This window comes from Rhodococcus sp. NPDC059179, from assembly GCF_042754885.1.
Taxonomy (GTDB): Bacteria; Actinomycetota; Actinomycetes; order Mycobacteriales; family Mycobacteriaceae; genus Rhodococcus_G.
The window spans coordinates 88,205-112,870 of record NZ_JBHZBV010000006.1 but is presented as its reverse complement, the minus strand read 5'-3'; the positions used below and the strand labels follow the sequence as shown (position 1 = coordinate 112,870).

The 24,666-nt window shown below is 69.6% G+C and carries 24 protein-coding genes; 10 read left to right on the top strand and 14 right to left on the bottom strand.

Annotated features, from left to right (window positions below):
• The first annotated feature begins 62 nt into the window (after positions 1-62).
• A complete protein-coding gene (locus tag ACFXMV_RS14505; RefSeq protein WP_378500703.1) occupies positions 63-1,025 on the top strand; it encodes a DUF389 domain-containing protein in 963 nt (320 codons plus the stop codon).
• A 58-nt stretch (positions 1,026-1,083) separates the two neighbouring features.
• Here ACFXMV_RS14505 and ACFXMV_RS14500 read toward each other — a convergent pair whose 3' ends face one another.
• Together ACFXMV_RS14500 and ACFXMV_RS14495 are read right to left on the bottom strand one after the other, a co-directional pair.
• The gene (locus tag ACFXMV_RS14500; RefSeq protein WP_378500704.1) at positions 1,084-1,668 is read right to left on the bottom strand and encodes an NADPH-dependent FMN reductase; all 585 of its coding nucleotides are present in this window, start codon (positions 1,666-1,668) and stop codon (positions 1,084-1,086) included.
• Between the two features lie 2 nt (positions 1,669-1,670).
• Positions 1,671-3,161, bottom strand: coding sequence for an MFS transporter (locus ACFXMV_RS14495; protein ID WP_378500705.1), 1,491 nt, complete (start codon positions 3,159-3,161; stop codon positions 1,671-1,673).
• A gap of 67 nt (positions 3,162-3,228) precedes the next feature.
• On the opposite strand from ACFXMV_RS14495, the gene ACFXMV_RS14490 reads away from it, so the two are divergent.
• Entirely contained in the window at positions 3,229-3,897 is a 669-nt protein-coding gene (locus tag ACFXMV_RS14490) for a TetR/AcrR family transcriptional regulator (RefSeq protein ID WP_378501063.1), read from the top strand.
• Here ACFXMV_RS14490 and ACFXMV_RS14485 read toward each other — a convergent pair.
• Positions 3,883-4,878 carry a helix-turn-helix transcriptional regulator gene (locus ACFXMV_RS14485; protein WP_378501062.1) on the bottom strand — a complete coding sequence of 332 codons (996 nt, stop codon included), beginning with the start codon at positions 4,876-4,878 and terminating at the stop codon, positions 3,883-3,885. The genes ACFXMV_RS14490 and ACFXMV_RS14485 overlap by 15 nt on opposite strands.
• A 63-nt stretch (positions 4,879-4,941) precedes the next feature.
• On the opposite strand from ACFXMV_RS14485, the gene ACFXMV_RS14480 reads away from it, so the two are divergent.
• The gene (locus ACFXMV_RS14480; RefSeq protein ID WP_378501061.1) at positions 4,942-5,403 is read left to right on the top strand and encodes a pyridoxamine 5'-phosphate oxidase family protein; all 462 of its coding nucleotides are present in this window, start codon (positions 4,942-4,944) and stop codon (positions 5,401-5,403) included.
• On the opposite strand, the gene ACFXMV_RS14475 is transcribed toward ACFXMV_RS14480, so the two are convergent.
• The 3 genes from ACFXMV_RS14475 to ACFXMV_RS14465 all read right to left on the bottom strand — a co-directional run bounded on the left by ACFXMV_RS14475 (position 5,393) and on the right by ACFXMV_RS14465 (position 7,981).
• Complete coding sequence (locus ACFXMV_RS14475; protein WP_378501060.1) at positions 5,393-6,313, bottom strand: cation diffusion facilitator family transporter; 921 nt, start codon at positions 6,311-6,313, stop codon at positions 5,393-5,395. The genes ACFXMV_RS14480 and ACFXMV_RS14475 overlap by 11 nt on opposite strands.
• A gap of 119 nt (positions 6,314-6,432) precedes the next feature.
• A complete protein-coding gene (locus ACFXMV_RS14470; protein ID WP_378501064.1) occupies positions 6,433-7,527 on the bottom strand; it encodes an aromatic acid exporter family protein in 1,095 nt (364 codons plus the stop codon).
• Between the two features lie 37 nt (positions 7,528-7,564).
• Positions 7,565-7,981 (bottom strand): DUF3151 domain-containing protein, encoded by a 417-nt coding sequence (locus ACFXMV_RS14465; protein ID WP_378501059.1) that lies wholly within the window; start codon positions 7,979-7,981, stop codon positions 7,565-7,567.
• Positions 7,982-8,041: 60 nt separating this feature from the next.
• On the opposite strand from ACFXMV_RS14465, the gene ACFXMV_RS14460 reads away from it, so the two are divergent.
• The gene (locus ACFXMV_RS14460) at positions 8,042-9,406 is read left to right on the top strand and encodes a hypothetical protein (protein WP_378503373.1); all 1,365 of its coding nucleotides are present in this window, start codon (positions 8,042-8,044) and stop codon (positions 9,404-9,406) included.
• Between the two features lie 114 nt (positions 9,407-9,520).
• Here the strand turns inward: ACFXMV_RS14460 and ACFXMV_RS14455 are convergent, their stop codons facing one another.
• From ACFXMV_RS14455 to fbaA, 3 genes are all read right to left on the bottom strand, one after another.
• On the bottom strand, positions 9,521-10,975 hold the full coding sequence (locus ACFXMV_RS14455) for a catalase (protein ID WP_378502207.1): 1,455 nt from the start codon (positions 10,973-10,975) through the stop codon (positions 9,521-9,523).
• Positions 10,976-11,002: 27 nt separating this feature from the next.
• Complete coding sequence (locus ACFXMV_RS14450) at positions 11,003-11,470, bottom strand: Fur family transcriptional regulator (RefSeq protein WP_378503372.1); 468 nt, start codon at positions 11,468-11,470, stop codon at positions 11,003-11,005.
• Positions 11,471-11,596: 126 nt separating this feature from the next.
• Positions 11,597-12,634, bottom strand: a complete 1,038-nt coding sequence (gene fbaA / locus ACFXMV_RS14445) for a class II fructose-bisphosphate aldolase (RefSeq protein ID WP_378503371.1) — start codon at positions 12,632-12,634, stop codon at positions 11,597-11,599.
• A 210-nt stretch (positions 12,635-12,844) separates the two neighbouring features.
• Between fbaA and ACFXMV_RS14440 the strand changes: the two genes are divergently transcribed.
• The 3 genes from ACFXMV_RS14440 (at position 12,845) to ACFXMV_RS14430 (ending at position 16,161) form a co-directional block, all read left to right on the top strand.
• Positions 12,845-13,567 (top strand): VTT domain-containing protein, encoded by a 723-nt coding sequence (locus ACFXMV_RS14440; protein ID WP_378503370.1) that lies wholly within the window; start codon positions 12,845-12,847, stop codon positions 13,565-13,567.
• A gap of 4 nt (positions 13,568-13,571) precedes the next feature.
• Complete coding sequence (locus ACFXMV_RS14435) at positions 13,572-14,222, top strand: DedA family protein (protein WP_378500184.1); 651 nt, start codon at positions 13,572-13,574, stop codon at positions 14,220-14,222.
• 118 nt (positions 14,223-14,340) lie between these two features.
• Complete coding sequence (locus ACFXMV_RS14430) at positions 14,341-16,161, top strand: glycoside hydrolase family 15 protein (protein ID WP_378500183.1); 1,821 nt, start codon at positions 14,341-14,343, stop codon at positions 16,159-16,161.
• Positions 16,162-16,178: 17 nt separating this feature from the next.
• On the opposite strand, the gene ACFXMV_RS14425 is transcribed toward ACFXMV_RS14430, so the two are convergent.
• From ACFXMV_RS14425 to ACFXMV_RS14415, 3 genes are read right to left on the bottom strand one after another with little or no spacing between them, the layout of a single operon-like run.
• Positions 16,179-17,300, bottom strand: coding sequence for a glycoside hydrolase family 76 protein (locus ACFXMV_RS14425; RefSeq protein ID WP_378500182.1), 1,122 nt, complete (start codon positions 17,298-17,300; stop codon positions 16,179-16,181).
• 34 nt (positions 17,301-17,334) lie between these two features.
• Positions 17,335-17,997, bottom strand: coding sequence for a TrmH family RNA methyltransferase (locus tag ACFXMV_RS14420; RefSeq protein ID WP_378500181.1), 663 nt, complete (start codon positions 17,995-17,997; stop codon positions 17,335-17,337).
• Between the two features lie 17 nt (positions 17,998-18,014).
• The gene (locus tag ACFXMV_RS14415; protein ID WP_378500187.1) at positions 18,015-18,572 is read right to left on the bottom strand and encodes a DUF6636 domain-containing protein; all 558 of its coding nucleotides are present in this window, start codon (positions 18,570-18,572) and stop codon (positions 18,015-18,017) included.
• A 154-nt stretch (positions 18,573-18,726) separates the two neighbouring features.
• Here ACFXMV_RS14415 and ACFXMV_RS14410 point away from each other — a divergent pair, with 154 nt between their 5' ends.
• Positions 18,727-19,173 carry a hypothetical protein gene (locus tag ACFXMV_RS14410; RefSeq protein ID WP_378500180.1) on the top strand — a complete coding sequence of 149 codons (447 nt, stop codon included), beginning with the start codon at positions 18,727-18,729 and terminating at the stop codon, positions 19,171-19,173.
• Here ACFXMV_RS14410 and ACFXMV_RS14405 read toward each other — a convergent pair.
• Positions 19,170-19,868: a lysoplasmalogenase gene (locus ACFXMV_RS14405; RefSeq protein WP_378500179.1), complete on the bottom strand. Its 699-nt coding sequence runs from the start codon at positions 19,866-19,868 to the stop codon at positions 19,170-19,172. The genes ACFXMV_RS14410 and ACFXMV_RS14405 overlap by 4 nt on opposite strands.
• 92 nt (positions 19,869-19,960) lie before the next feature.
• Between ACFXMV_RS14405 and ACFXMV_RS14400 the strand changes: the two genes are divergently transcribed.
• On the top strand, positions 19,961-21,889 hold the full coding sequence (locus ACFXMV_RS14400) for a DUF222 domain-containing protein (protein ID WP_378503369.1): 1,929 nt from the start codon (positions 19,961-19,963) through the stop codon (positions 21,887-21,889).
• Between the two features lie 71 nt (positions 21,890-21,960).
• Entirely contained in the window at positions 21,961-22,560 is a 600-nt protein-coding gene (locus tag ACFXMV_RS14395; RefSeq protein WP_378499350.1) for a phosphoribosylanthranilate isomerase, read from the top strand.
• 27 nt (positions 22,561-22,587) lie between these two features.
• Here ACFXMV_RS14395 and ACFXMV_RS14390 read toward each other — a convergent pair whose 3' ends face one another.
• Complete coding sequence (locus ACFXMV_RS14390) at positions 22,588-24,657, bottom strand: serine/threonine-protein kinase (protein ID WP_378499351.1); 2,070 nt, start codon at positions 24,655-24,657, stop codon at positions 22,588-22,590.
• Positions 24,658-24,666: the final 9 nt, after the last annotated feature.

Sequence of the window (24,666 nt, the reverse complement as noted above, 5' to 3'; positions counted from 1 at the left end):
CGTAAACCGTTTTGTGATCGCGCATCCCACGGCTTGCGTCCACCGCCCGGCAGACTGTCCACATGCTTCATCTGCGGATCCTGGCGCCGAGCGACCTGACCGACGACGCCCTCCGGATTCTCGACGACGAACCGGGCGTCAGCGGCCTCGCGGTGATGCGGGGCGCCGCGGTGCGCCCGGCAGGCGACGTCGTGTACGCCGACGTCGCCCGGGAAGCGGCCAACGACGTGATCGACCGGCTGCGGGCCACCGGCCTGCACCACCGCGGCAGCATCGAGATCGAACCGGTGAACACGTGGCTCTCGCGCAGCGGATACGACGCCGAACTGCGCACCCCGGGCAGCAGCGCGGACTCCGTCGTGTGGGCGCAGGTCGCGCAACGTTCCTACGAGGAGACCGAGCTCAACTGGACCTATCTGACCTTCATGACCCTGGCCACCCTGCTGGCCGGGATCGCAATCATCACCGACTCGCAGATCCTGGTGATCGGTGCCATGGTGCTCGGGCCGGAGTTCGGGGCGATCGCCGCGCTCGGGGTCGCGCTGGTGCGACGCCGGTGGGTGCTGCTCGCGCTCGCGGTCCGCACCCTCGTCGTCGGGTTCGTGGTCGCGATCGCGGTGACCGCGATCCTCGCGCTGGTCGGCCGGGGGCTCGGATGGGTGACGATCGACGACGTGACCGGGCCGCGCCCTGGCACCGCCTTCATCTACACCCCCGACAAGTGGTCGTTCATCGTCGCGGTGATCGCGGCCGCCGCAGGCGTGCTGTCGCTGACCTCGTCGAAGATCGCCGGGTTGTCCGGTGTGTTCATCTCTGTGACGACGGTGCCCGCGGCGGGAAACGTGGGTCTGGCCCTGGCATTCGGGGCCGGTCACGAGATCTGGGGCAGTACCTTGCAGTTGCTGCTGAACCTGTCCGGCATGGCGTTGGCCGGCTGGGCAACGCTGGCGATCCAGCAGGCACTGTGGACGCGGGTGTCGGTGCGCCGGGCCAAGGCGCTCGACCGGGTCCGCCGGATGCTCTGACGCGTCAGCCGCTCCACCGGCCCATCTCGGTCCCACGTCGCCGCCGCGGCAGCGCTTCTCAGGCGGCCTCGGCGTACGGGCGCGCCTCGCGCGCCGAGCGGAGGGCCGATCCCCACCACTCGAGCTGTTCGAGCATGTTCGCGGCGGCGGAGTCGCAGATCGTCGGGTCGACTGGCCTCCCCTCGTCGAACACGGACCCGGCGCCGTGGAAGCTGACGCTGTCCCGCACGCTGACCGCGTGGAGCTCGGCGAACACCAGGCGCAGCTGCTCGACCGCGCGCAGTCCGCCACCCTGACCGCCGTACGAGACGAATCCGACTGGCTTGGCGCGCCATTCGTCGCGAAACAGGTCGATGGCGTGCTTCAGCGCGGAGGGAAAGCTGTGGTTGTACTCGGGCGTGACGATGACGAACGCGTCCGCTGCGTCGAGTCGCGCCCCCAGGTGCGCGAGCGCGGGTGTGGGGGCGGCTCCCCAGTTCGGGTGCACCGCGGGAAGTTCGATGTCGGCGAGGTCGACGACGTCGAGGTCCATCCCGGCGACCGACCCGGCCAGGTCGGCGAACCACGTCGTGACGGTGGGACCGAAGCGGCCGTCACGGGTGCTTCCGGTGATGACAACGAGGCGAAGGGGACGAGTGGTCATGATCAGTTCTCCTTGTGTGGGACGGAAGGGGTGGGGCGGAGCAGGACTGCGACGGCGGCCGCGGAGGCGGCGCAGAGCGTCGCGATGGCGACGAGCGCGATCCGCCACACCGTCGTGAGGGAGTCGGCGAGGACCGCGGAGTCTGGTCCGTCGAGTTCGCCGGACGAAACCCGCTGCGCCACCGTGTTATCGCCGATCTCCACACGGAGCAGAGCGACCATCACGGCGCCGAACAGCGCGAGGAGCATCGCATTCGATCCACCGCGCACGGTGTTGAGAAGACCCGCGGCCATTCCGACCCGGTTCGGGGACACCAGCTCCATGGCCCGCGCGTCGATGATGCCGATGGCCAGCCCAGTGCCCGCACCGATGGTGACTAGGGGCCCGAAGAGCGCCACCGCGGAGACACCCGGGTGCAGCACCAGCAGCCAGGCGTTACCAAGGGACAGGGCGGCCAGCGCGGCCGCGATCACGATGCGGGGCGGCACTCCCCCGTTGACCAGCCGGGCCCCCAGAGAGGGGAAGGCGACCACCGGCACGGTGAGCATCAGCATGACGGCACCGGCGCGACCAGGCGAGAGACCGTTGACGCCCTGCAGGTAGGTCGGCAGGGTGACGAGGACGGCGGTGGACCCGAGCGCCAGGGTGGCGCAGGACAGGCACCACCCGGCGAAGCGCCTGTCCCGCAACAGATCGAGGTCGAGCAGGGGGTGTGTCGCGCGCTTCTCGATCGCGGCGAATGCCGCGAGCAGCGCCACGCCTGCGGCGAGTTGCCCCAGGATTACGGGGTTCATCGAGGTCGCGGCGGGGAGTTGCGTGATGGCGAGCATGACGAGCCCGAGGCCCGCGATGAGGGTGATCGCCCCCGGCCAGTCGATGCGCACGGGCGTGTCCGACCGTGACTCTTCGGTGAAGGCCGTGCCGAGGAGGATCAAGGAGCCGAGGACGGCGAAGACGAGGAAGGTTGCCCGCCAACCCATGCCGCTGACCAGCAGGCCCGCAACGGTCGGCCCGATCGCGAGACCGGTTCCCGCGACCGTGCCCACGGCCGCGAACGCCCGTGTCCTCGCCGGTCCGTCGAAGCTCGCGGCGAGCAGCGCACCGCCCGCCGCGATGATTCCGGCGGCGCCGATGCCGGAGACCGTCCGCGCGACGTCGACGACCCAGATGTTCGGCGCCGCCGCGACGGCGGCGGTTCCGACGACGTAGACCATCGCCCCGATCCGGAGCACCCGACGTCGGCCGAGCTGGTCCGCCAGCGAGCCGGCGACGAGCATGCAGCAGGCGGCCGCGAGGAAGTACCCGGTGACGACCCATTGCAGCGCCCCGCCGGACGCGTCCAGGTCCGCCCCCATGGCAGGCAGGGCGATCGTGGTCCCGGACATCAGCATCGGCCCGATCAGCGAACCGAGGAGAACGGCCGCAAGGGTGACGTACCCGGTCGCCGAAACAGTGACGTCGCCGCGCCCGTCCGGGGTGATCGTTGTGGTCATGGCATCAAAGTACAACGACCGTTGCACTTTGTGCAACGGTCGTTGCATATCGGGTAGGGTCGGGGCCATGACCAGCGCAGACAGGCCGGACACCACGGGCTCGCGACCGCGCGGCGGCTCCACCGAGAAGCGCAACGCGATCCTCCAGGCGGCACGAAAGGTGTTCGGACGCGACGGCTACGCCCGCGCGAGCATCGACGTGATCGCCGCCGAGGCCGGTGCGTCCACTCGGACGCTGTACAACCACTTCGGGGGCAAGGAAGCGCTGTTCACCGAGACCCTGACGGGCAGCGCATCCGAGGTCGCGGCGGCCCAGACCGCCATGGTGAGCAGGCACCTCGACGACGTCACCGACCTGGAGGCCGCGCTGGTCGCGCTCGGATACGACTGGGTCACCAGCACCGTGCGCGAACAGTTCGCCGATCACTTCGCGATGGTCCGTCAGATCAATTCCGAGGCGGCCCACTTCCCGGCGGCCTCGCTGCAGGCGTGGCAGGAGGCAGGCCCGCGACGGGTGCACCGCGAGCTGGCGAAACGACTGGAGCAGTTGCAGGCAGAGGGGCGCCTGCGCGTCGCCAAACCCGCGCGCGCGGCCCACCACTTCGTGGTGCTGATCGGCTCGGAGGTGTCCGAGCGCACCTTCGGCGGCGTCGCGCCGCTCGACGACGCCGACCTGCGCGAGATCGTGACGGACGGCGTCCGGGCGTTTCTCACCGGCTACCTACCCCACGGGTAGCGCCACACCGCCACCCGTCGGATCACCCGCGTTTCGCCCCGCCATCGCCTCCCCCACCGCCCGCAACCCGGCGCGCAACGACGCGGGCGCCAGCACCTCCACCCCGGCGCCAAGGGCGGTCAGCTGGTGCACCGCAACGTCTTCCGCCTCGAGCAGGAGCGCCACCTCCACCCAGCCGTCCCGGTCCGCCGGCCCGGGCGACACCCTGGCCGCCTCCACCCCGATCACGGACGGCAGCGAGCGCCACGCCGCGCGCGAGAGCCGCACCCGGCACGGGTAGCGCAGCAGCGACCGGTCGAATTCGGCGGCCGACTCGGCCCACCACGCGGCCAGGTCGAAGTCGTCGGGCCGCTCGGCCGGGTCGCGCAGCTCCTCGACGGCGACGATCCGCGACACCCGGAAGGACAGCGTCGCCCCGCGGTGCCGGGCGACCAGATACCAGACCCCGGCCTTGGCTACCAGGCCGAGCGGATCCACCGTGCGCGCCGCCTCTCGGCCGCCCCTGCGGTAGCGAAACCACAGCCGTCGGCCGTCAAGCACGGCCCGCGCCACGGTCGCCAGATGCGGGGTCTCCGTCTCCGCCCCGAACCACCCCGGCGCGTCCACATGCAGACGCCGACGCCAGAGCTCGGCACCCGCTCGCAGCGGAAGCGGCATGGCACCAAGGAGTTTGGCCTCCGCGGCGGCGGTCTGCTCGCCCAATCCCAGATCGTCGGCGAGCCCGGGGATTCCGAGCAGCATCAGCGCGGACGTCTCGATCTCCGTCATGCCGCTGAGCTTGGACTGCCAGCCGTCGAGCAGCCGGATGCCGCCGCCGGGCCCGCTCTCGGTGTACAGCGGCACCCCGGCCGCCTGCAGCGCCGCGACGTCCCGATACACGGTGCGGACCGACACGCCGAGCTGCTCGGCCAGCCGGTCCGCGGTGCTGCCTGGACCGCCCTGCAGGCGCAGCATGAGGTCGAGCAGTCGACTGGAACGCACGGGACGAGTCTACGAACAATTCCTGACAGGAGATGTCAGGAATGGGGGCGCACACTGGTCGACATGACGACCTGGCAGCAGTTCACCGACGAGGCCCCGACCCTGGCAGCGGCAGTCGAGGCCCGACTGACCGCGCACAAGCACCACATTCTCGCGACCCTCCGCGCGGACGGCTCACCGCGGGTCAGCGGCACCGAGGTGGAGATCTACGAGGGCCTGCTGCTCCTCGGCTCGATGCCCGGCGCGCGCAAGGTCCGTGACCTGCAACGCGATCCGCGCTTCGCACTGCACTCCAACCCCGGCCACCACACGATGGACGGCGGCGACGCCAAGCTCACCGGCCGAGTCCGACAACTGACCGGAGACGAACTGGCGCGGGTGATCGCGCACTATCCCGAGCAGGTCCGCGACGCGGAGGTGTTCGAACTCGACCTCGAGGAGGCGGTGCTGACGACGGTGGCCGACGACAAGTTGCACGTCGACCTGTGGCGACCAGGAGCGGAGGTCACCCGCGTCACCAGGTGATGTTCTCCTGGCAGTGACTGCCCTCGGCGCCGGACTCGACCTGCACGGTCGCGTGGCCGAGCCCGTACGCGTCGAGCACCGTCTTCGCGGCGCCGAGCACCTGCCTCGAATCCGCCTCGGTGGTCAGGTGCACGGTCGCGACGTCCATGCCCGTGGTCAGCGTCCACACATGCAGATCGTGCACGTCGGAAACCCCGGGCAGCGCAAGCAGATCCGCCTCGACTGCGTCGATGTCGATGTGCGCGGGCGAGGCCTGGGTGAGAATGCGCAGCGCGGCGCCCGCGAGCTTGACGGCGCGGGGTACCACCCACAGCGAGATCAGGACGCCCACCACGATGTCGGCGTACGGCCAGTTGAAGACCAGCACGACGGCACCGGCGATCAGGACGCCGACGCTGCCGACGGCGTCCGCGAGCACCTCGAGGTAGGCGCCGCGGACCGCGATGGAACCCTTGGCGTCGGCGCGCAGCATCAGCATGACCACGATGTTGGCGGCGAGCCCGGCGGCCGCGGTCAGCATCAGCGGCAGGCCGGGGACCTCGGGGGCGTCTCCGATCCGCCCGATCGCCTCGTACATCACCCAGATCGCGACGGCGAGCAGCAGCACCGCGTTCGCCATCGCGGTCAGCACCTCGGCGCGGTGCCAGCCGAAGGTGCGCGCGGCCGCCTTGGAGCCCTGCCTGGCGAGCAGCAGCGCCACCAGCCCCATCGACATGCCGACCACGTCGGTGAGCATGTGTCCGGCGTCCGCGAGCAGGGCGAGCGAGTTGATCGCCAGGCCGACCGCGACCTCGAGCCCGAGGAACGCGAGCAGGATGACGAGCGCGATCACCATCCTGCGGATGCGCCCCGACGACGGCCCTGCTGCGGTCGGCTCAGCTCCGTGGCTGTGCCCGTGCCCAACTCCCATGACGCTCCCCTTCGTGCGGTTCGCGTCCATCATATGCATATATACGCATATGTGGCTACGCCGCCTGTGCGCGCTTTTGGTAGCGCCAACTACCAAAAGGGCGCACGGGCGCGCAGCGCCTACTGCTCCGGCGGGTAGAAGGGACGTTCGACGGTCGGCGGCAGCGTGGCGATGGCCGAAATCCTCTTCAACCCCGCCACCTGCAGCAGGTCGACGGTCAGCGAGCGGATCTGCGCGAAGACCACGGTCGCGGACAGCCCCGCGTTCTCCACCAGTTCGGCCTTCGCCCCGTACGCCACCGAGCGCAGGACCCGCGCCGCGTCCGCCCGATCGGGCTTCTGCCCTGGATCGGCGAGCATCATCCGGCGCAGCACATCCAGCGCCTGAGCGAGCTTCTCCACCTCGTCCACGAGCCGCGGATCGAGGATCTCGTCGTCGCGGACCAGTGTCAGCGAGCGCCGCGCGAGCACCCGGATGTTTCGCATCGCGTTGTCGATCGGATCCGCGGTGGCGCTCAGCCGCTCGAGCCGCTCGCGAGAGTTCCAATACAGCGGCGACACCCGGCTGATCTCCCGGCCACCGACCAGGCTGGACCGGAGCCCGTCGATCGCGGACTGGGTGTCGCGGGCCTTGTGGAGCGCCTTGAGGATCGGTTCCGGGTCGTTCGCGATCAGCCCGTCCGCCACCAGCTGCAGCACCTCCCCCGCGGTGCCGAGGATCGCGGCGGCGTTCTGTCGGGCCCGCAACACCGGGTGGGTCGGCACGAACGCGACGACGAGGATCCCGACCATTCCGCCGATGAGGGCGTCGATCATCCGGTCGGGCCCGCCGCCGCGTTCGGGCGGGATGAGCGTGGCGACGAGGACCGCGGAGGTGGCTGCCTGCATGGAGATGATCGGCCCGCCGTCGAGGAAGATCGCCGTCGACATCGCCAGCATCACCACGAGGACGATCTGCCATGCCCCGGTGCCGATCTGCGAGATCAACAGGTCGCCGATCCCGATGCCGACCGTGACGCCCGCGAGCAGCTCGATCGACCGGCGCAGCCGCGCCCCGAGGGAGAGCCCCAACGAGACGACGGCCGCGATGGGCGCGAAGAACGGATCCGGGTGGTGGATCAGGTCATTGGCGATCCACCAGGCGAGTCCGGCCGCCAGCGCACACTGCAGGACGGGAAGGGCGGACCCGCGCAGCCGTGTGACCGAGGCCTTCAGTCGCGCGCGGCCTCGGTCGGCGGTGAAGAGATGAGTGCTAGCCGAGGCCAAGTGCTTCGGCGGCCCTGGGGTCGCAATCCTCGAGCAGGTCCAGGCAGCGGGCGTGCTCGTCGGATTCGCCGATGGCCTTGGCGGCCTTGGCCAGTACCGCGACGCAGCGCAGGAACCCGCGGTTCGGCTCGTGGCTGAACGGCACCGGGCCGAAGCCCTTCCAGCCGTTGCGGCGCAGCTGATCGAGGCCTCGGTGGTAGCCGGTGCGCGCGTACGCGTAGGCGGTGATCGTCTGGTCGTCGGCCAGTGCGGCCTCGGCCAGGTAGGCCCACGCGATGGACGCCGTCGGATGGTCGGCCGCAACCTTCTTGGGGTCCGCCTTGTTCAGGAGTTCGGACTCCGCGTCCTCGTCTCCTGGCAGCAGGGTGGGCTGGGGGCCGAGCAGGTCACCGAAAGAGGTCATGGCGACCATTGTGCCCCGACCCCCGGTCGGTCGATAGGCTGCCCACAGTCACGATCAGGAATGACGAACGAGAGGGCGGACGTGTCGGACCCCAAGAACCCGGACCCCAAGGACTCTGCCGCCCAGAGCGCGGATCCCGACAGCGACCGATCAACGACCGGGACGGACGCGACGGACGACGGAAAAGCGGCGGCGACGACCGAGGATGCGGCGAAGGCCGCGGCACCGGAGTCCGCCGAGCCCGAGGCGTCCGCCACCGAGCCCGACACCGATGTCGAGCAGGACGAGGAGCGCGAGGCCGGCGAGGACACCGCCGTCGACGCGTCCGACACCGCGACGCCGGACACCGTCGCAGCCGAGTCGGCAGACGATGCCGCTGAGACCGACGAGACCGACGAGGCCGAGGAGACCGGCGAGGCCGAGGAGACGACTGCGGAGGCGGAGACGCCGACAGAGGCCGAGGCCCTAGTCGAGGCGGAGGCGGAGGCGGAGGCAGAGGTCGAGGCCGACACCGAGACCGACACCGACCCCGTCGACCCCGACGCGGCCACCGTCGCGCTGGTCAGGGACGAGCCCGATGCGGCCACCGTCGCCTTGGTCAGGGAGGAACCCCACGCGGCCACGGTCCCGGCGAACGGCTCGGGCACGGGGTGGAAGCCGCAGGCTCCGACGGCCGCGCCGCGAAAGGTGGTGCCCGCAGGCGCCGCACCCGCGACTCCGGACGACGCCACGGTCGCCTTCCCGAAGGTCACGCCCAACCCGCCCCAGCAGACGGCCGAGGACGCGACCGTCGCCCTCCCGAGGGTCACGCCGCCACCCGCGCGGCCCGCAGCCGTGGTGCCGCCGACCCAGGTCTCGCGACCGAAGGCCGCGCCCGCCAAGGTCGGTCCCGGCCGGCCCGCGCCGACCGCTCGGCCCGCGGGAACTGCGCACGCTCCCGCGTCGCCGCGACCGGCCCCTCCGGTCGCGGCTCCCGCGAAGATCCCCGCCTCCGATGCCGCCGCAACGGGCAAGAAGCGGTGGCCGATCGTCGTCGCCGTTGGCGCCGTGCTCGCCGTCGCGGCGGGCGGGGCCTACCTGTTCACCTCGAAGGTCAGCGGGAACTCGTCGGAAGATCAGGTGAAGTCCGCGATCAACACCTTCGTCGACGCGATCGAAAGCGGCGACCTGCCGACCCTGCGCACCATCTCGTGCGGCGAGCTGGCGGCCTACTACGCGCAGATCCCCGATGCCGAGTTCGCCGATGTGTACCGCGTGGCCGTCGACCAGAGGTCGATCCCGGTCGTCGAGAGCATCGACACGGTCTCCATCACCGACGACGCGGCGATCGCCCAGGCGACCGTCCACACCGGAGCGAACCCGAACGAGAGCTCGGCCCGCTCGTTCAACCTGCAGCGCGACGGCGACTCCTGGAAGGTCTGCTGACACAGGAACCCCCGAAACCAGAAGACACCCCGCCGCGGCGAACCCGTGGCGGGGTGTTTCTGTTGCTGACTGGGGTCAGCCGATTGCGGCAATCAACCGATCCGGCAATCCATTTCAGCCCAGGTTGGCGCGCAGCTTCGCACCGAGTTCGGCATCCACGTTGGCCCAATACGCGATGGCGCGTTCCTTGATCCCGGCGTTCGTGACGCCGCCAACCGCGCCGGTGATGGTGTCCAGCAGCCGCGCCTTGGCGTCGTCGTCATACACGTCGCGGTACAGCGAGCCGGCCTGGACGAAGTCGCCGTCCTCGGAGTGCAGCGAGTGGGCGGCGAGCGTCAGCTCACCGTCGTTCTCCCAGCCGCCTCCGGCGACTGCCGGCAGGGCCGCAGCCGGGCCGCCGAAGGAGTTGGGCGCGTACACCGGCACCGACGGATCGTTGAAGCGGAGCCGTCCCGCGCCGTCCTGGCTGTAGTTGTCGACCCGGTTCCTGGGCAGGTTCACCGGGAGCTGAGCATGGTTGGTGCCCACGCGGTAACGGTGCGCGTCCGCATAGGAGAAGATGCGGGCCTGCAGCATCTTGTCCGGGGAGGCGGCGATGCCAGGCACGAAGTTCGACGGCGCAAAGGTCGCCTGTTCGATCTGCGCGAAATAGTTCTCCGGGTTCTTGTTCAGCTCCATCGTGCCCACCTTGATCAGCGGGTAGTCGGCATGGGGCCACACCTTGGTCAGGTCGAACGGATTGAAGCGGTAGGTCTTGGCGTCCTCATAGGGCATCACCTGGACGTGCAGGTCCCAGGATGGGAAGTTGCCTGCGGCGATGTTCTCCTGCAGGTCGCGGATGTAGAAGTCCGCATCCGAACCGGCCAGTTCCTCGGCCTGGTCCCCGGACATGTTCTTGACGCCCTGGTTCGAGCGGAAGTGGTACTTGACCCAGAAGCGCTCGCCCTCGGCATTGATCCACTGGTACGTGTGCGAGCCGTAGCCCTGCATTTCCCGCCAGGAAGCGGGCAGGCCGCGGTCGCCCATGAGCCAGGTGACCTGGTGCGCGGACTCCGGGGACAGGGTCCAGAAGTCCCACTGCATGTCGGCATCACGCAGGTGGGTGCCCGGGAGACGCTTCTGCGAGTGGATGAAGTCCGGGAACTTGATGCCGTCGCGGATGAAGAACACCGGCGTGTTGTTGCCCACGAGGTCGTAGTTGCCCTCGGAGGTGTAGAACTTCACGGCGAAGCCGCGGGGATCGCGCCACGTGTCCGGGGACCCGTTCTCGCCTGCCACCGAGGAGAAACGGATGAGCAGGTCCGTCTCGGTTCCCGGCTGGAACAGGGCCGCCTTGGTGTACCCGGAGACGTCCTCGGAGGTGGTGAAGGTGCCGAAGGCGCCGCCGCCCTTGGCGTGCACGACCCGCTCCGGGACACGCTCGCGGTTGAACTGGGCGAGCTTTTCCACCAGGTAGTGGTCCGTGAGGACGATGGCGCCGTCGGCACCGACGGCCTGCGAGTGTGCGTCGGATGCGACGGGGGCACCCGACTGCGTGGTCGAGATCGGCACGGAACTGTTCACGGTCATCTTTCTCCTCATTCGTTGACTACTCGGTCAGTCGCGTTCGGTCGGAAGGTCTCGGACCCGCTGACACTCCTGGCAGATGCCCTGGTACATCACCTCGGCGATCACGATCGCCATGGGCCGGGAGTTCTCATCCCAGCGCGGGGTGAGGCACGGCGCGGATCCGATCGCGCAATCGATGTCCTCCACCCGCCCGCAATCGCTGCAGACGGCGTGGTGGTGGTTGTCTCCCACCCGCGTTTCGTACAGGGCCGGAGAGTGCGGGGGCTCGAACCTGCGCAGCATCTGCAGATCGGCGAGATCGCCGAGCACCACATAGACCGATTGCGCGGTCAGCTCGGGAAGTTCGTCCCTCGCCGCGGCAAGGATGCTCTCGGCCGCGGAATGCGGATGACGTTCGACGGCGGCCAGAACGGCCAGCCGCTGCTTGGTCACCCTCCGGCCGTGCGCACGCAGCGCGGCAGCCCACGCCTCCCGGGTGTCCGATTGCTCCGCCATGCCACCAGACTAACAGTTATTCTGAGTCACTCAAAATAAGGCTCGGGGCTGCAAACGACGAACGGGCGGTTACCGGGGCAACGACCGAGAGGCCGACCCGATAACCGCCCGTTCGCGGTGAAAGAACTAGCTGCCGGAGACGGACCGTCCGGCGGACTTGAGGTCGTTGCAGGCCTCGACGACGCGGGCGGTCATGCCGGCCTCCGCCTTCTTCAGGTAGCTGCGCGGGTCGTAGACCTTCTTGTTGCCGACCTCGCCGTCGATCTTGAGGACGCCGTCGTAGTTGGCGAACAGGTGACCGGCGATCGGCCGGGTGAACGCGTACTGGGTGTCGGTGTCGACGTTCATCTTGACGACGCCGAAGTTCAGCGAGTCCTCGATCTCCGACTTCAGCGAGCCCGAGCCGCCATGGAAGACGAAGTCGAACGGCTGCGAGCCTGCGGCCAGGCCGAGCTTCGCGGCCGCGACCTTCTGGCCCTCCTCCAGCACGGCGGGCTTGAGCTTGACGTTGCCCGGCTTGTAGACGCCGTGCACGTTGCCGAAGGTGGCGGCCAGCAGGTACTTGCCGTTCTCGCCGACGCCGAGCGCGTCGACGGTCTTCTCGAAGTCCTCGCTGGAGGTGTACAGCTTGTCGTTGATCTCGGCCTCGACGCCGTCCTCTTCGCCGCCGACGACGCCGATCTCCACCTCGAGGATGATGTTCGCGGCCTTGCAGAGCTTGAGCAGATCCTGCGCAATGGCCAGGTTCTCGTCGATCGCGATGGCCGAGCCGTCCCACATGTGCGACTGGAACAGCGGGTTCTGACCGGCGTTGACGCGCTCCTGGGAAATGGCGAGCAGCGGGCGGACGAAGCCGTCCAGCTTGTCCTTGGGGCAGTGATCCGTGTGCAGCGCGATGGTCACGTCGTACTTCGCGGCGATGACGTGCGCGAACTCGGCGAGGGCGACGGAGCCGGTGACCATGTCCTTGATGCCGAGACCGGAGCCGAACTCCGCGCCGCCGGTCGAGAACTGGATGATGCCGTCACTGCCTGCGTCCGCGAAGCCCTTGATGGCCGCGTTGATGGTCTCGGAGGAGGTGCAGTTGATGGCGGGGAAGGCAAAGGAGTGTTCCTTGGCCCGACCGAGCATCTCGGCGTAGACCTCGGGAGTTGCGATCGGCACGGAACTGACCTCCATTGAAAGAGTCGAGGGGGCGCGTCCACTTCTGACGGAGCGCCGGGTTGATACATGCAGTATGGCAAACGCCGCCGCAGGTCCCCGCACTTCCGACCCTCACGATTGCGACCGCCGCGCCGGGCGTCCACTCGGTCCGCACCCAGCCGCGGGGCGCGGGCGGGCAGGCGCACCCTGATCGCCGGTACTCTGGTCCGAGTGATTGTGCAGGCAGCCTCGGAGTCCGTGACCAATTTGGCGTTGTTGCCGGGCTTCCTGGACCCGGTCAACCTATTGAACTCCTTCGGGACGTGGATGCTCGTCGGTCTGCTGCTGGTGGTGTTCATCGAGTCCGGCCTTCTCTTTCCCCTGCTGCCCGGCGATTCACTGCTCTTCACCGCGGGCCTGATCGCGGCCTCGAAGTCGACCGAGGTGGAGCCGTTCGCTCCGCTGTGGGTGCTGATGGTGACCATCCCGATCGCCGCGATCCTCGGCGACCAGGTCGGCTACCTCATCGGTGCGAAGGGCGGCTCGGCACTGTTCAAGTCGAACGACGCCAAGTTCTTCAAGAAGAGCTACATCGACGAGTCGCACGCCTTCTTCGAGAAGCACGGTCCGATCACGATCTTCCTGGCTCGATTCGTTCCGATCGTGCGCACCTTCGCCCCCCTCGTCGCCGGCGCATCGAAGATGAAGTACTCGGTGTTCATCACCTACAACATCGTCGGCGGCATCGTCTGGGGCGCAGGCGTGACACTGCTCGGCTACCTGCTCGGGCAGATCGCGTTCATCCGCGACAACGTCGACCTGATCTTCCTGCTGATCGTGTTCGTGTCGGTGGTCCCGATCATCGTCGAGATCGGCAAGCGTGTCCTGGCCTCGCGTCGCAACCCCGTGCCGGTGGCGGAGGCCCCCGTGACCCAAGACGACCCGACGCCGTAGGCCGATGACGCTCGCCGCCGGCAGTTTTGCGCCACTTGAAACCGCCGGGCCGGCGGTGGTGTGGCTGATCGTCCTGACCTTCGTCTTCCTCGAGTGCGCCGTCATCATCGGGCTGTTCCTGCCCGGCGACTCGCTGCTCATCACCGCCGGCATCGTGCTGGCGGGCCATTCGTCCGGGTCCGCCCATGTGTGGGCGCTGTCCGCAGGCGCCGCCGTCGCCGCCATCGCCGGTAATCAGGTCGGCTACCGGATCGGCAGCCGGACCGGTCACCACCTGGTGGCGCGCCGCGGCGGCCGCTACGTGACGGCCGCGAACCTGCACAAGGTGAACGTCCTGCTGGACCGGCACGGCTTCCTCTCGGTGCTGGTGGCGCGCTGGATTCCCTTCGTGCGCACCCTGTGCCCGCTGGTCGCGGGCGCGGCCTCCATGAACCACCGCTCGTACACCGTGGCCAGCAGCCTCGGCGCCCTCGCCTGGGCGCCGGTGCTGCTGCTGATCGGCTTCTACGCGGGCGAGTTCCTCGAGCGCGTGCCGTGGCTGATGCCCGTGGTGCTCGGGGTCATGGTGGTGGCCCTGGTCGTCGGCACCGTGCTCGGCGTCCGGCACTACCGGCAGGAGATGGCGAAACCGCCCGAGGACTACACCGTCGATTAGCGCTACGCGCCCGTGCGCGATTTGCACCGGTTGGGGTACAAATCGCGCACGGGCGGCGCAGCCGCGCGTTATCTTCACAGGACAGGCGCTCTACCGGGCGACGCGAAGGACGGCCGTCATGTCCGAATTTCCTCCTATCGCCGACTATGCCTTCCTGTCCGACTGTCAGACGTCGGCCCTGGTCGCACCGAACGGCGCTGTGGAGTGGCTGTGTGTCCCCCGACCCGACTCACCGAGCGTGTTCGGCGCGCTTCTGGACCGGTCGGCGGGGTTCTTCCAGCTGGGTCCGACGCACTCCCAGGTGCCCTCCCAGCGTCGCTACTTGCCGGGATCGATGGTCCTCGAGACGACCTGGTGCCTGCCGACCGGCTGGTTGGTGGTGCGCGACGCGCTGGTGATGGGTCCGTGGCACGGGACCGCACGGCCGGCCGAGTATCGCCGTCCGCCCGCGGATTTCGTGGCCCAGGACATGCTGGTGCGGACCGCCACGTGCATCGAGGGCAGCGTCGAGATCACCGTCAACTGCATCCCGCTCTTCGATTACGGGCAGACCACCGGCGCGTGGTCCTACACCGGCGACGGCTACCAGAGCGCCACCTGCGCCGCGGGCGACCTCGCGCTGACGCTGACGGGCAACGTCCGGTTCACCTTCGGAGCGTCGCGGGCAGGCGCGAGGACCGAACTACAGGCCGGCGACACCGCTTTCGTCGCGCTCGGCTGGAACGGGCAATCCGTCGCGAGCCTCGAGGAGGCCGTCGGACACATCGACGGCACCGACCAGATGTGGCGCGACTGGCTCCGCAAGGCGACTCTCCCCGACCACCGCTGGCGTCCGTACGTCGAGCGCAGCGCCCTGACGCTCAAGGGCCTGACCTACGCCCCCACCGGGGCCCTGCTCGCGGCCGCGACCACCTCGCTGCCGGAAACGCCGGGGGGCGAACGCAACTGGGACTACCGCTACACCTGGGTGCGGGACTCCGCCTTCATGCTCCGAGCCCTGTTCGAGCTCGGCTACGACTGGGTGGCGTTCGAGTACTTCGCGTTCCTCATCGACGCGGTCGCGGGCGGCCCGCTGCAGATCATGTACGGCATCGACGGCGAACGTGATCTCACCGAGCACACCCTCGACCATCTGTCCGGCTACGACGGTGCCCGCCCCGTCCGGGTCGGCAACGGCGCCTGGGATCAACGCCAGCACGACATGTGGGGAATGCTCATCGAGTCGGTCGCGACGCATGTCCGCTATGCCAGCCAACTCGGGCCGCCGGCGTGGGCGCTGGTCACCGGCCTGGTCGACAGCGCGGTCGACGTCTACCACGAGCCCGACCGGGGCATCTGGGAGATCCGCGGCGAACCCCGGCACTTCACCGCGTCGAAGGTCATGTGCTGGGTGGCCGCCGACCGCGGCGCCACCATGGCCGCGGACCGCGGGGCGGACGAGCTCGCGGACAAGTGGCGGAAGGCCGCGGACGAGATCCACGCCGATGTCTGCGCGAACGGGGTCGACGACCGCGGGGTGTTCGTCCAGCACTACGGGACGACCGCGCTCGACGCCGCGGCGCTGCTGATCCCGATCATGGGTTTCCTTCCCCCAGACGACGATCGGGTTCGCGCGACGGTACTGGCGATCGCCGACGAACTGACCGCCGACGGGCTCGTGCTGCGCTACCGGACCGAGGAGACCGACGACGGACTGTCGGGCGAGGAGGGCACCTTCACGATCTGCTCGTTCTGGCTGGTGTCCGCCCTCGCGCTGATCGGCGAGGTGGACCGGGCGACGATGCTGTGCGAGAAGCTGCTCTCGTTCGCCAGCCCGCTCGACCTCTACGCCGAGGAGATCGAGGCCTCCAGCGGCAGGCACCTGGGCAACTTCCCCCAGGCGTTCACCCATCTCGCGCTCATCGACGCCGTCACCACCGTGATCAGGGCCGGGGGCTGACCGCGACCGCGCCGTGGCTAGATCGCGCCCGCCGCGACGTACGCGGCCTCCATCAGCATCCAGCCACCGAGTTGCACCGAGAAATCCCGCTCGGCGATGTCGGACGACCGCACGGTGCCGCCGGTGAAGGTGGCGATCCCGTCGCCGAGTCCTGGCAGGTGAGCCGGGCTGGTCCAGTCCCGCCCGAACAGCGGCAGCCCCTCGACCTGGAGACGGTTCTCCCACGCGACCTCCGCGGAGTCCAGCACGATCTGCGCCGCCGTCCGGCGGGCCCGCACGTCCGCCGCGCGATCCCCCGGCAGCTCCGCCGCGACCATCGCCAGGTAGCGCGCGAGGATCCCGTTGAACAGTCCGCCGTCGCCACCCCCGCCGCCGACGATCAGGCCGTCCTCGGCGAGCCGCTTGTCGATCGCCTCGACCAGCGCGTGCACCCGGTGCCGGTGCCGGGGCGCCCCGAGCCGAACCGCCAGTTCGGTCTCCGTCCCCAGCGCGACGCCCTGGCAGTAGCTGTAGATCTCGCGGTCGAGTACGCCGGGCGAGTCCGCGCCGTCGGCCCGGATGCCGTCGAACATCAGACCGGTGAACGGGTCCCGGAGCTTTTCGTCCATCCAATCCGCGATGGCCTGTGCCCGCCACAGCCGACCGGTGCGGGCGAGCATGATCGCCGCGGGCCCGTTCGCGGGCGTGTTGTAGAAGTCGGACCTCTTGCACCACGGGATGCCGCCGCCCTCGGCGGGCGCCCACGCGTCGAAGAGCTCGGATTCGAGGTCCTGGATGGCATTCCGGTAGTCGAGGTGCTGCAGTCGCTGCGCGCGCTCGAGCGCGATGCCGAGCCAGGCCATGTCGTCGTAGTAGTTGTTCGTCCATCCGGTGATGTTTCGAACACGATGTGCCCGCGCAATTTTCGTGATGCGACGGCGACGCTTGGCGGTCGGGTCACGCTGGGCCGCATCCACGGCGCAGTCGAGGAGGTGCGCCTGCCACCAGTAGTGCCAGCTGAAGAAGACTCGTTCGCGGCGCACCGGCGGCCAGGCCACCACGCCGAGCGCCGTGCCGGGCAGGGCCCACAGCCGACGCACGTGCCGGGCGACCATCGCTCCCTCGGCCGCGTCGGCGCGCTCCGCCCACTGTTGCTGCATAACAAACGATCTTGCCTATGTTTGTGACGAATCGCTACCAGGCACGCCCCAGATCGGCGTGCTGGCGTATCCATGCGTGCATCGCGATCCCCGCCGCCACCCCCGCATTGATGCTCCGGGTGGACCCGAATTGGGCGATCGACACGGTCATCTCCGCGGACCGTTTCGCGTGGTCCGTGACGCCCGGCCCCTCCTGCCCGAACAGCAGGATGCACTCACGCGGCAGGCTCGCCGTCTCCAGCGGCACCGAGCCGGGCGTGTTGTCCACGGCCACCACGGCCAGGTTGCCCCTGGCGGCGTATTCGAGCAGCGTCTCCACATCCGGATGGTGGACGATGTGCTGATAGCGGTCGGTCACCATGGCGCCGCGTCGATTCCAGCGCCGCCTGCCGACGATGTGCACCGACGCCGCGGCGAAGGCGTTGGCTGTGCGGACCACGGTGCCGATGTTCGAGTCGTGCCCGAAGTTCTCGATCGCGACGTGGAACGGGTGCCGCCTGCCGTCGATGTCCGCGACGATCGCCTCCCGAGTCCAGTACCGGTACGCGTCCACCACGTTGCGCCGATCACCGAGCGCGAGCAACTCGGGGTCGTAGCGGGGATCGGCCGGCGGCGGGCCGTCGTGCTCGGTCTCCCACGGTCCCACCCCGTTGGGGTGCTCGCCCCACTCGGTGGGGCCGGATTCGTCGTCGGTCATCGCCGTGTCCGCATCTGTCAGAACGTGTCGTTGGAGTCGGTCGCGATCCGGAACCCGTGCCCGGTGGCGTCCTTGACGCAGGTGACGCCGGTCGCCTCGGATTTGCAGGTGAAGCCGAACGAGCTCACCTTGTCCCCGACCGGGAGCACGGAGTCAGCCGCCGAGACGCCGGAGGTGTAGACGGGCCCGCCGGAGCACAGGAACTCCCCGGGGTCGTTGCCCGTCACCCTGATCCCGTTACCCCAGTTCACCATGCAGTTGTCGGGCCTGGCCGGAATCGGGCTGGTGGTGCCCTGGCAGCCGGCCTCGGTCCGGGTGGGCAGCGAGATGATGCCGCACTCGAAGCCACCCGTCGGCGAGCTGAAGTAGACCGCCTCGTTGCGCGCGTACTGGGCGGCGGTCGTCGACGGCGGCGGCGCGGTGGTCGTCGTCGTGGGCGGGACGGTCGTGGTGGTCGGTGCGAGGCTGGCGGTGGTGGTGGTGGTGGGTGCGGACGCCGTGGTCGTGGGTGCGGCGACGCTGGTCAGCGGCGCCTGCTCGGCCTCCGAGGTACCGCAGGCGGCCACCCCTAACATCACTCCGACGCCGAACACCGCTGTCACAACCCGACCTGAACGCACACGCACACCCTTCCTCGACGGTCGCCACAGAACTCTAGTGTCCGGCCGACCGAGGCTGTGACCCGCTAGAGCGCAGACGCTGCGCCTACCCTGGTGGTTGGAGGATTCGATGTTTCATGAGCGCATCGTCCGCACGGTGCTGACCATCACCGTCGGCTACCTGATCGTCTTGGCGATCTGGCTGGGCTGGCTGGTCCAGCACACCCCGCCGGGCACGGTCCCGTTCCAGATCGGCGGACTCCTGGCCGCCTTCGGTTCGGCGCTCGGCCTCGGGATGATGTGGGCGGACCGGCCGAAGAGGGCGGACCGGAAGCTCGAGAGGCGAGGCCTGGAGGGCTGGGCCAGGATCGAGAGCGCACAGCGGCTGGCCGAGACCGCCGACCACGGCCAACTGACCGAGCTACGGCTTCAGCTCACCGTTCCCGGCGAGGAGTCCTACTCAGGTCGGGTGGTCTACGAGGTACCCGAGTCGATGCGCGAGCGCTTCGAGCCAGGCGAGACGGTGCCGATCCGGGTGGATCCCCACAATCGCGACCGAATCGTGCTCTGTCCCTAATCTTTCTTCCGGGCCAGCGCCAGCATGCCCTCGACCAGCAGGAGCTGCGCGGCCGCATAACTCGCGAGGATCGCACCCTCGGCGGCCCGACGGCCCGACTCCTTGCGAATGAACAGGCGCCGCACCACGATCAGGCCGTCCGAGCCGGTGAACAGCAGCCCGCCGAGTCCGAGCCAGCTCCGCCGGTCCGGGTTTGGCAGCGCCAGACCCGCGGTGGTCGCGGCGCCCGGGGCCAGCGCCGGGTCGGCCGACAGCGTGGACGTCGTGCCGAGGGCAACGCCGTACCCGGTGAGCGGCGTGGAGACGGTGCGCGCCTTGGCCCGCAGCAGTCCGGCCGCGCCGAGCCAGCCGACCAGCCGCGGCACCAGGGCGGGCGCGGTCGGGCGGGCCCCGCGCCGCAGCAACAGGGTCGAGTAACTGGCCTGCATCACGGCGAACGACGAGGCACCGCGCACCAGCCGGGAATCGTCGTCGGGGTCGATCATGAAGACGTCACCGACGGTGGCGGCCGCGAGCCCGGTGACGAGCAGGGCGACGTCGGCGGGGTCGGTGTCGGCGCGTGCTCGCAGGACCCGGGCCGCGAGAGAGGGCGCGATCAGCGGCTTGGCAACCTGCTGCAGCCGTTCGTTTCCGGTGACCGCACCGAGCACGGTGGCTCCGGTCGCGCCGAGGAACACCGCGTGCTCGAGCCGCATCTCTACCTCTTTCGGGACGGGATGGTGTGTGGCCCGAGCGTATCGGGTGCGTTCTCTGGTTTCTGTCGGCGGGTACCGGTAGACTCGTACACATGTTCGATAACGGGTCGACATCGGGACTACTCGACAACGTGCCGGATCTTGAACAACCGGCAACGCTGCAACAGCACCACGCCCACATCGCCCGCGAACAATTCCGCGAAATACATGCCGTCACCGCCCTCTACCTCGCCCACTGCGAGCAAGACGCCCGACGCGGCAAGAACGAGGCCCGCCAGGGCGAGTTCGCGCACGTCGAAATCGCCGCGATCCTGCACATCACCGAACGCGCCGCCGCCGCCATGATCGACCTCGGCTGCGACCTACGCTGGCGACTGCACCGCACCAGCGCCGCGTTCGCCGCAGGAACCATCGACCTCACCCAAACCCGCGCCATCTCCGACGCCCTGGCCAACGTCTCCGACGACAAACTCGACGCCATCGAACAACGCCTCCTCGACGGCGCCGACCACCACTGCTCCACCAAACTCAAGCAACGCGCCCGCCGCCTGATCGCCCGCCACGACCCCGACGGGGCGCGCAAGCGACGCGAACGCGCCGAAGCCGACCGCGACGTCCGCACCCACGCCTCCGACGACGGCATGTCCACCCTGGAAGGACTGCTCCCCACCGTCGGCGCCCAACGCCTGTCCATGCGACTACGCCAAATGTCGTTGCAGGTCTGTGCCGACGACCCCCGCACCCTCGCCCAACGACGCGCCGACGCCCTCATCGCCCTGACCGATGGCGCCGATCACCTGCCCTGCCAGTGCGGACACCAACACTGCCCCGCCACCGGCGCGGCGGGCCGTGAACCGAAGCCGACGGCAACCATTCACGTAGGCATCTCCGCCAGCACCCTGCTCGGCCTCGACGACCTCCCCGGATACCTCTACGGCTACGGCGCCATCGATGCCGCTTTGGCCCGCGACCTCGCCGCCGACGGCACCTGGAAACAAGTCCTCCTTCTGCCCGACAAGGACCGGCAAACCCTCATCGAATCCCTCCTGGGCGAACTCCGGAACGCCTCACCCGAACTGTTCACCGACACAACGGAAACGAGCGATGACACCGGCAGCGCCCGCACTACGGGCACTTCCGGCACTACGGGCGGAAGCAACGCCACAGGCACCAACCCTGACGCGCCCACCGGCACCGACGAACCCTGGGTCTCCGGTCGGCGCATCACCACCAACCCGCACGGACCGATCCTCGGCGTCGGCACAGCCCTCAAGGCCGCAGGCATCACGCCATCTGATGTCGCGAACCGCACCAAGGCCTCGCGGGAGGCCCTCACCTACAAGCCCAGCGCCCGGCTCGCCGAGATCATCCGGACCCGAGACGGCACCTGCCGATTCCCCAACTGCACCGCGCGAGCACAGGATTGCGACCTCGACCACACGGTCCCGTTCAACCACGCCAACCCCGCACTCGGTGGGCTGACCATCGAACAGAATCTGGCCTGCCTCTGCCGAAAGCACCACCGCCTCAAGACCGAGGGCTACTGGACCGTCAAGCAGATCGGCTCCGGCCGACTCCAATGGACCGACCGACACGGCACCACCACCATCACCGAACCCACCGGACCATTCACCGACCCCGACGACGATCACAGCAGCGGGCACGACCCAGACGAGCGCGTTGCCGACACACACAACAGCAAGAGCGACGACTCCCGCCCCAATCACGAACCCGCCGGCGGTCTCGCGACGGCGAGCAACGAGAACAGCGGCGACACCGCACGGGCGGATGCCGGCAGCGCTCCGCGCATGAAGGAACGCGACACCGACACCGACACCGACACCGACACCGACACCGACCGCATCCTCCGCGACATCGCGGACCGCAACCGAGGCTGCACCGTCGAGGACGACCTCGCCTACCTCCTCGACACGCTGTCACCCGACTGGCGCCACCCCAAACCCCGCAAACCGCTCCGCCCGATCCTCGTCATCGACCTCGACGAACCACCACCCTTCTGAGCGCCGGTCCCAGTCCCCCGGACCAGCCCCTATCCTCGAGTGAACGAAAACCCGGAGGACCGACGATCTCAATGACATTCATCAAGATGTGTGGCCTGCGCGATGAGGCGACCGTGGACCTTGCCGTGCGACTCGGCGTCGATGCCGTGGGATTCGTCCTCGCCAGGAGCCCGCGCCAGGTGACCCCGGAAGCGGCCGCACAGCTCAGGCAGCGGGTCCCCGCCGACGTCCTCGCGATCGGAGTGTTCACCGGAATCGGGATCGCCGACATCATCTCGGCTGCGACCACCGCGGGCATCGACATCGTGCAGGTGCACGACCTGCGGTCTGTCGACGAGGTCGCGGCCCTGCACGACGCCGGGCTCCGCGTTGTCCGGGCACTGAACACCGGAACCTCGGGCGACCCCGCGGCCGGCTTCGGCGAGGATCTCCTGCTCGTCGACGGTGCCGTCGCGGGCGCAGGCGTCACCTGGGACTGGCAGGACCGGTCGCTGCTGCCAAGCGGTCAGTGGATCCTCGCAGGCGGCCTCACCCCCGACAATGTCGCGCACGCCCTGGACGCCAGCGGCGCCTGGGGCGTCGATGTCTCCAGCGGCATCGAGTCCAGCCGCGGCGTCAAGGACCCGGACCTGATGGCGGCCTTCATGACTGCGGTGCGCGGCCGCGAATAGGGAACCGCCCGCCCAACCCCGAACGCCTCAACCGACCGCGGCGCGCCTGGGCCGACGTTGTTCCGAACTGCGATCGTCCCGCTGAGTCCGTCGGTAGCGCCGACGCCGCCCGACCCGTGCGGCACCGATCGCCGCGGCCACCCCTGCCAGCACCCCGAGCACCGCGCACACGACCAACGTGGTGACGGTGGGCTGACGACCCAGCAGCACCCAGACCGCGCCGACGACGGACACCGCGAGCACTCCCGTGCTCAGCGGGAGACCGACACTCCCGGAGATCCGTCGACGCCCCCGACGGAGCGAGCGGACGAACGATTCCACGTACGCGATCGCGAACAGGAACAACGCCGCGACACCGACGGCGACGACCGTCGTCACCGCCGATTGCTCGGTGCGCACGGGGAACTGCCACGTCTGCGTCACCTGCCCCGCCTGCAGGAACGACAACTCCCCGGTGAGCTCACCCGCGACGAGGTACTGACCGCCGAGCGACGGCAGGGTCGCCGCGACCCCGCCTTCCCCAGGCACCAGCGGCGCGGTCTGCACCTTCTTCACCGGCCGCCCGAGCGCCTTCAGCGTCATGCTCACGGCGTCGGCCGGCACGGGACCGGTCGCGGACACCGGCACCGGCTGCAGCAGGTCGACGGCGACCGGATCGACGACGCCGGGGTCCACGCCCGCGACGCTCACGGCCCCCGGCGGCGGGGACTGTCCGCTGACCGCCGATCCGAGCCCGAGCAGCGCCACCGCCACCGCCAGCACCGCGAGCGCGGCCGCGATGAGGTACGGCACGCGCGGCGGCGGAATATCCACCACTGACCGCACCGGCACCAGATCCGCCTCCGCCATATCGATCAGTCGAACGCCCTGCGCGTGCACGGCGCTCGACGGTCGCACTCGCGGCGACGGGGTTGGGTCGGGCGACGCCGCGTACGACGGCACCGACGGGGGTGGCCCTGTCGGTGGCAGGGCCCCGCCCGGTAGCGGAACCGTCTGAGCCGGACTGGACTCCGTCGCCGTCGACTCGCCCGTCAAGTCGACGGTCCGCTCCCCCTGCTCGGTGATCGGCGGCGCGTAGCGCGCCCCCGCCGTCGAGGTCCCTGCCACCGGCCTGGCCAGCGGCCGCGTCACCGGCAGCGGCGGATGCTCACCGTCGGCCAGTGTCGGCGGCGGCGCGACACCCATTCCCGCTGCGGTCACGATCGTGTCCGCACCCATCACCGGAATCCCCTCGGTGGCAAGCCAACCCGGACCCCACCGACCGGTCGATGCCGCGGCGAGCGCAACCCCGAACTCCTCGGCCGTCGCGAAGCGCTGCAGCGGATCCGTGGCCAACCCTCGCATCACCACCTCGGCGATCTGTTCAGGGATGGTCGGCGCTGCCTCCCTCAGCGGCGTGGGCTGGTCGAAGGCATGCATGAACAGGGTCGCCATCGGCTCCTCCGACGGCGGAAACGGCAGCGACCCGGACAGCAGCTCGTAGAGCATCGTCGACATCGCGTAGACGTCCGTCGCCGGCGTCAGTTCTCCGCCGCGAGCCTGCTCGGGCGCGATGTACGACGGGGTGCCGAGGACGTCGCCCGCCCGCGTCGCGAGCGTCTCGTCTCCGCCGACGACCTTCGCGATCCCGAAGTCCGTCACCTTCACCGCCCCCGACGCGGCGAACATGAGGTTCTCGGGCTTCACGTCCCGGTGCAGGATCCCCCGCTCGTGTGCGGCCTTGAGACCGGCCGCGCAGGCGAGCACGACGGCGACGGCCGAGTGCGCGTTCAACCCGGCGCCGGTGAACCGATTCCACACCGTCCCGCCGGGCAGCAGCTCCATCACCAGCAGGCACAGTCCGTCGCGTTCGACGTAGTCGTACACCGGCACGACGTGCGGATGATCCAACGATGCGAGCAAGCGACCCTCGGCCGTGAACCGGTGCCGGACAGCCGGATCGGACGCGAACGCGGGCGGTAGCTGTTTGATGGCCACCGGCCGCCCGAGTGCGCGATGACGCCCCGACAGCACGACTCCCCAGCCGCCCCGCCCGAGTTCCGCGCCGATGTCGTAGGCGGGAAGGGATTCGCTGACCAGGTCGGTGTCGATTGCCATGGGTCCGAC

Excerpts from the sequence above, each read along its gene's own strand:
- ACFXMV_RS14460 (WP_378503373.1), top strand. The coding sequence starts at position 8,042 with ATGACGAACGAGAGGGCGGACGTGTCGGACCCCAAGAACCCGGACCCC.
- ACFXMV_RS14420 (WP_378500181.1), bottom strand. The coding sequence starts at position 17,997 with ATGACCGACGACGAATCCGGCCCCACCGAGTGGGGCGAGCACCCCAAC.
- ACFXMV_RS14400 (WP_378503369.1), top strand. The coding sequence starts at position 19,961 with ATGTTCGATAACGGGTCGACATCGGGACTACTCGACAACGTGCCGGAT.
- ACFXMV_RS14465 (WP_378501059.1), bottom strand. The coding sequence starts at position 7,981 with ATGACCTCTTTCGGTGACCTGCTCGGCCCCCAGCCCACCCTGCTGCCA.
- ACFXMV_RS14410 (WP_378500180.1), top strand. The coding sequence starts at position 18,727 with ATGTTTCATGAGCGCATCGTCCGCACGGTGCTGACCATCACCGTCGGC.
- ACFXMV_RS14490 (WP_378501063.1), top strand. The coding sequence starts at position 3,229 with ATGACCAGCGCAGACAGGCCGGACACCACGGGCTCGCGACCGCGCGGC.
- ACFXMV_RS14495 (WP_378500705.1), bottom strand. The coding sequence starts at position 3,161 with ATGACCACAACGATCACCCCGGACGGGCGCGGCGACGTCACTGTTTCG.
- ACFXMV_RS14390 (WP_378499351.1), bottom strand. The coding sequence starts at position 24,657 with ATGGCAATCGACACCGACCTGGTCAGCGAATCCCTTCCCGCCTACGAC.
- ACFXMV_RS14430 (WP_378500183.1), top strand. The coding sequence starts at position 14,341 with ATGTCCGAATTTCCTCCTATCGCCGACTATGCCTTCCTGTCCGACTGT.
- ACFXMV_RS14480 (WP_378501061.1), top strand. The coding sequence starts at position 4,942 with ATGACGACCTGGCAGCAGTTCACCGACGAGGCCCCGACCCTGGCAGCG.
- ACFXMV_RS14395 (WP_378499350.1), top strand. The coding sequence starts at position 21,961 with ATGACATTCATCAAGATGTGTGGCCTGCGCGATGAGGCGACCGTGGAC.
- ACFXMV_RS14505 (WP_378500703.1), top strand. The coding sequence starts at position 63 with ATGCTTCATCTGCGGATCCTGGCGCCGAGCGACCTGACCGACGACGCC.
- ACFXMV_RS14435 (WP_378500184.1), top strand. The coding sequence starts at position 13,572 with ATGACGCTCGCCGCCGGCAGTTTTGCGCCACTTGAAACCGCCGGGCCG.
- ACFXMV_RS14475 (WP_378501060.1), bottom strand. The coding sequence starts at position 6,313 with ATGGGAGTTGGGCACGGGCACAGCCACGGAGCTGAGCCGACCGCAGCA.
- ACFXMV_RS14450 (WP_378503372.1), bottom strand. The coding sequence starts at position 11,470 with ATGGCGGAGCAATCGGACACCCGGGAGGCGTGGGCTGCCGCGCTGCGT.
- ACFXMV_RS14455 (WP_378502207.1), bottom strand. The coding sequence starts at position 10,975 with ATGACCGTGAACAGTTCCGTGCCGATCTCGACCACGCAGTCGGGTGCC.
- ACFXMV_RS14415 (WP_378500187.1), bottom strand. The coding sequence starts at position 18,572 with ATGTTAGGGGTGGCCGCCTGCGGTACCTCGGAGGCCGAGCAGGCGCCG.
- ACFXMV_RS14405 (WP_378500179.1), bottom strand. The coding sequence starts at position 19,868 with ATGCGGCTCGAGCACGCGGTGTTCCTCGGCGCGACCGGAGCCACCGTG.
- ACFXMV_RS14425 (WP_378500182.1), bottom strand. The coding sequence starts at position 17,300 with ATGCAGCAACAGTGGGCGGAGCGCGCCGACGCGGCCGAGGGAGCGATG.
- ACFXMV_RS14500 (WP_378500704.1), bottom strand. The coding sequence starts at position 1,668 with ATGACCACTCGTCCCCTTCGCCTCGTTGTCATCACCGGAAGCACCCGT.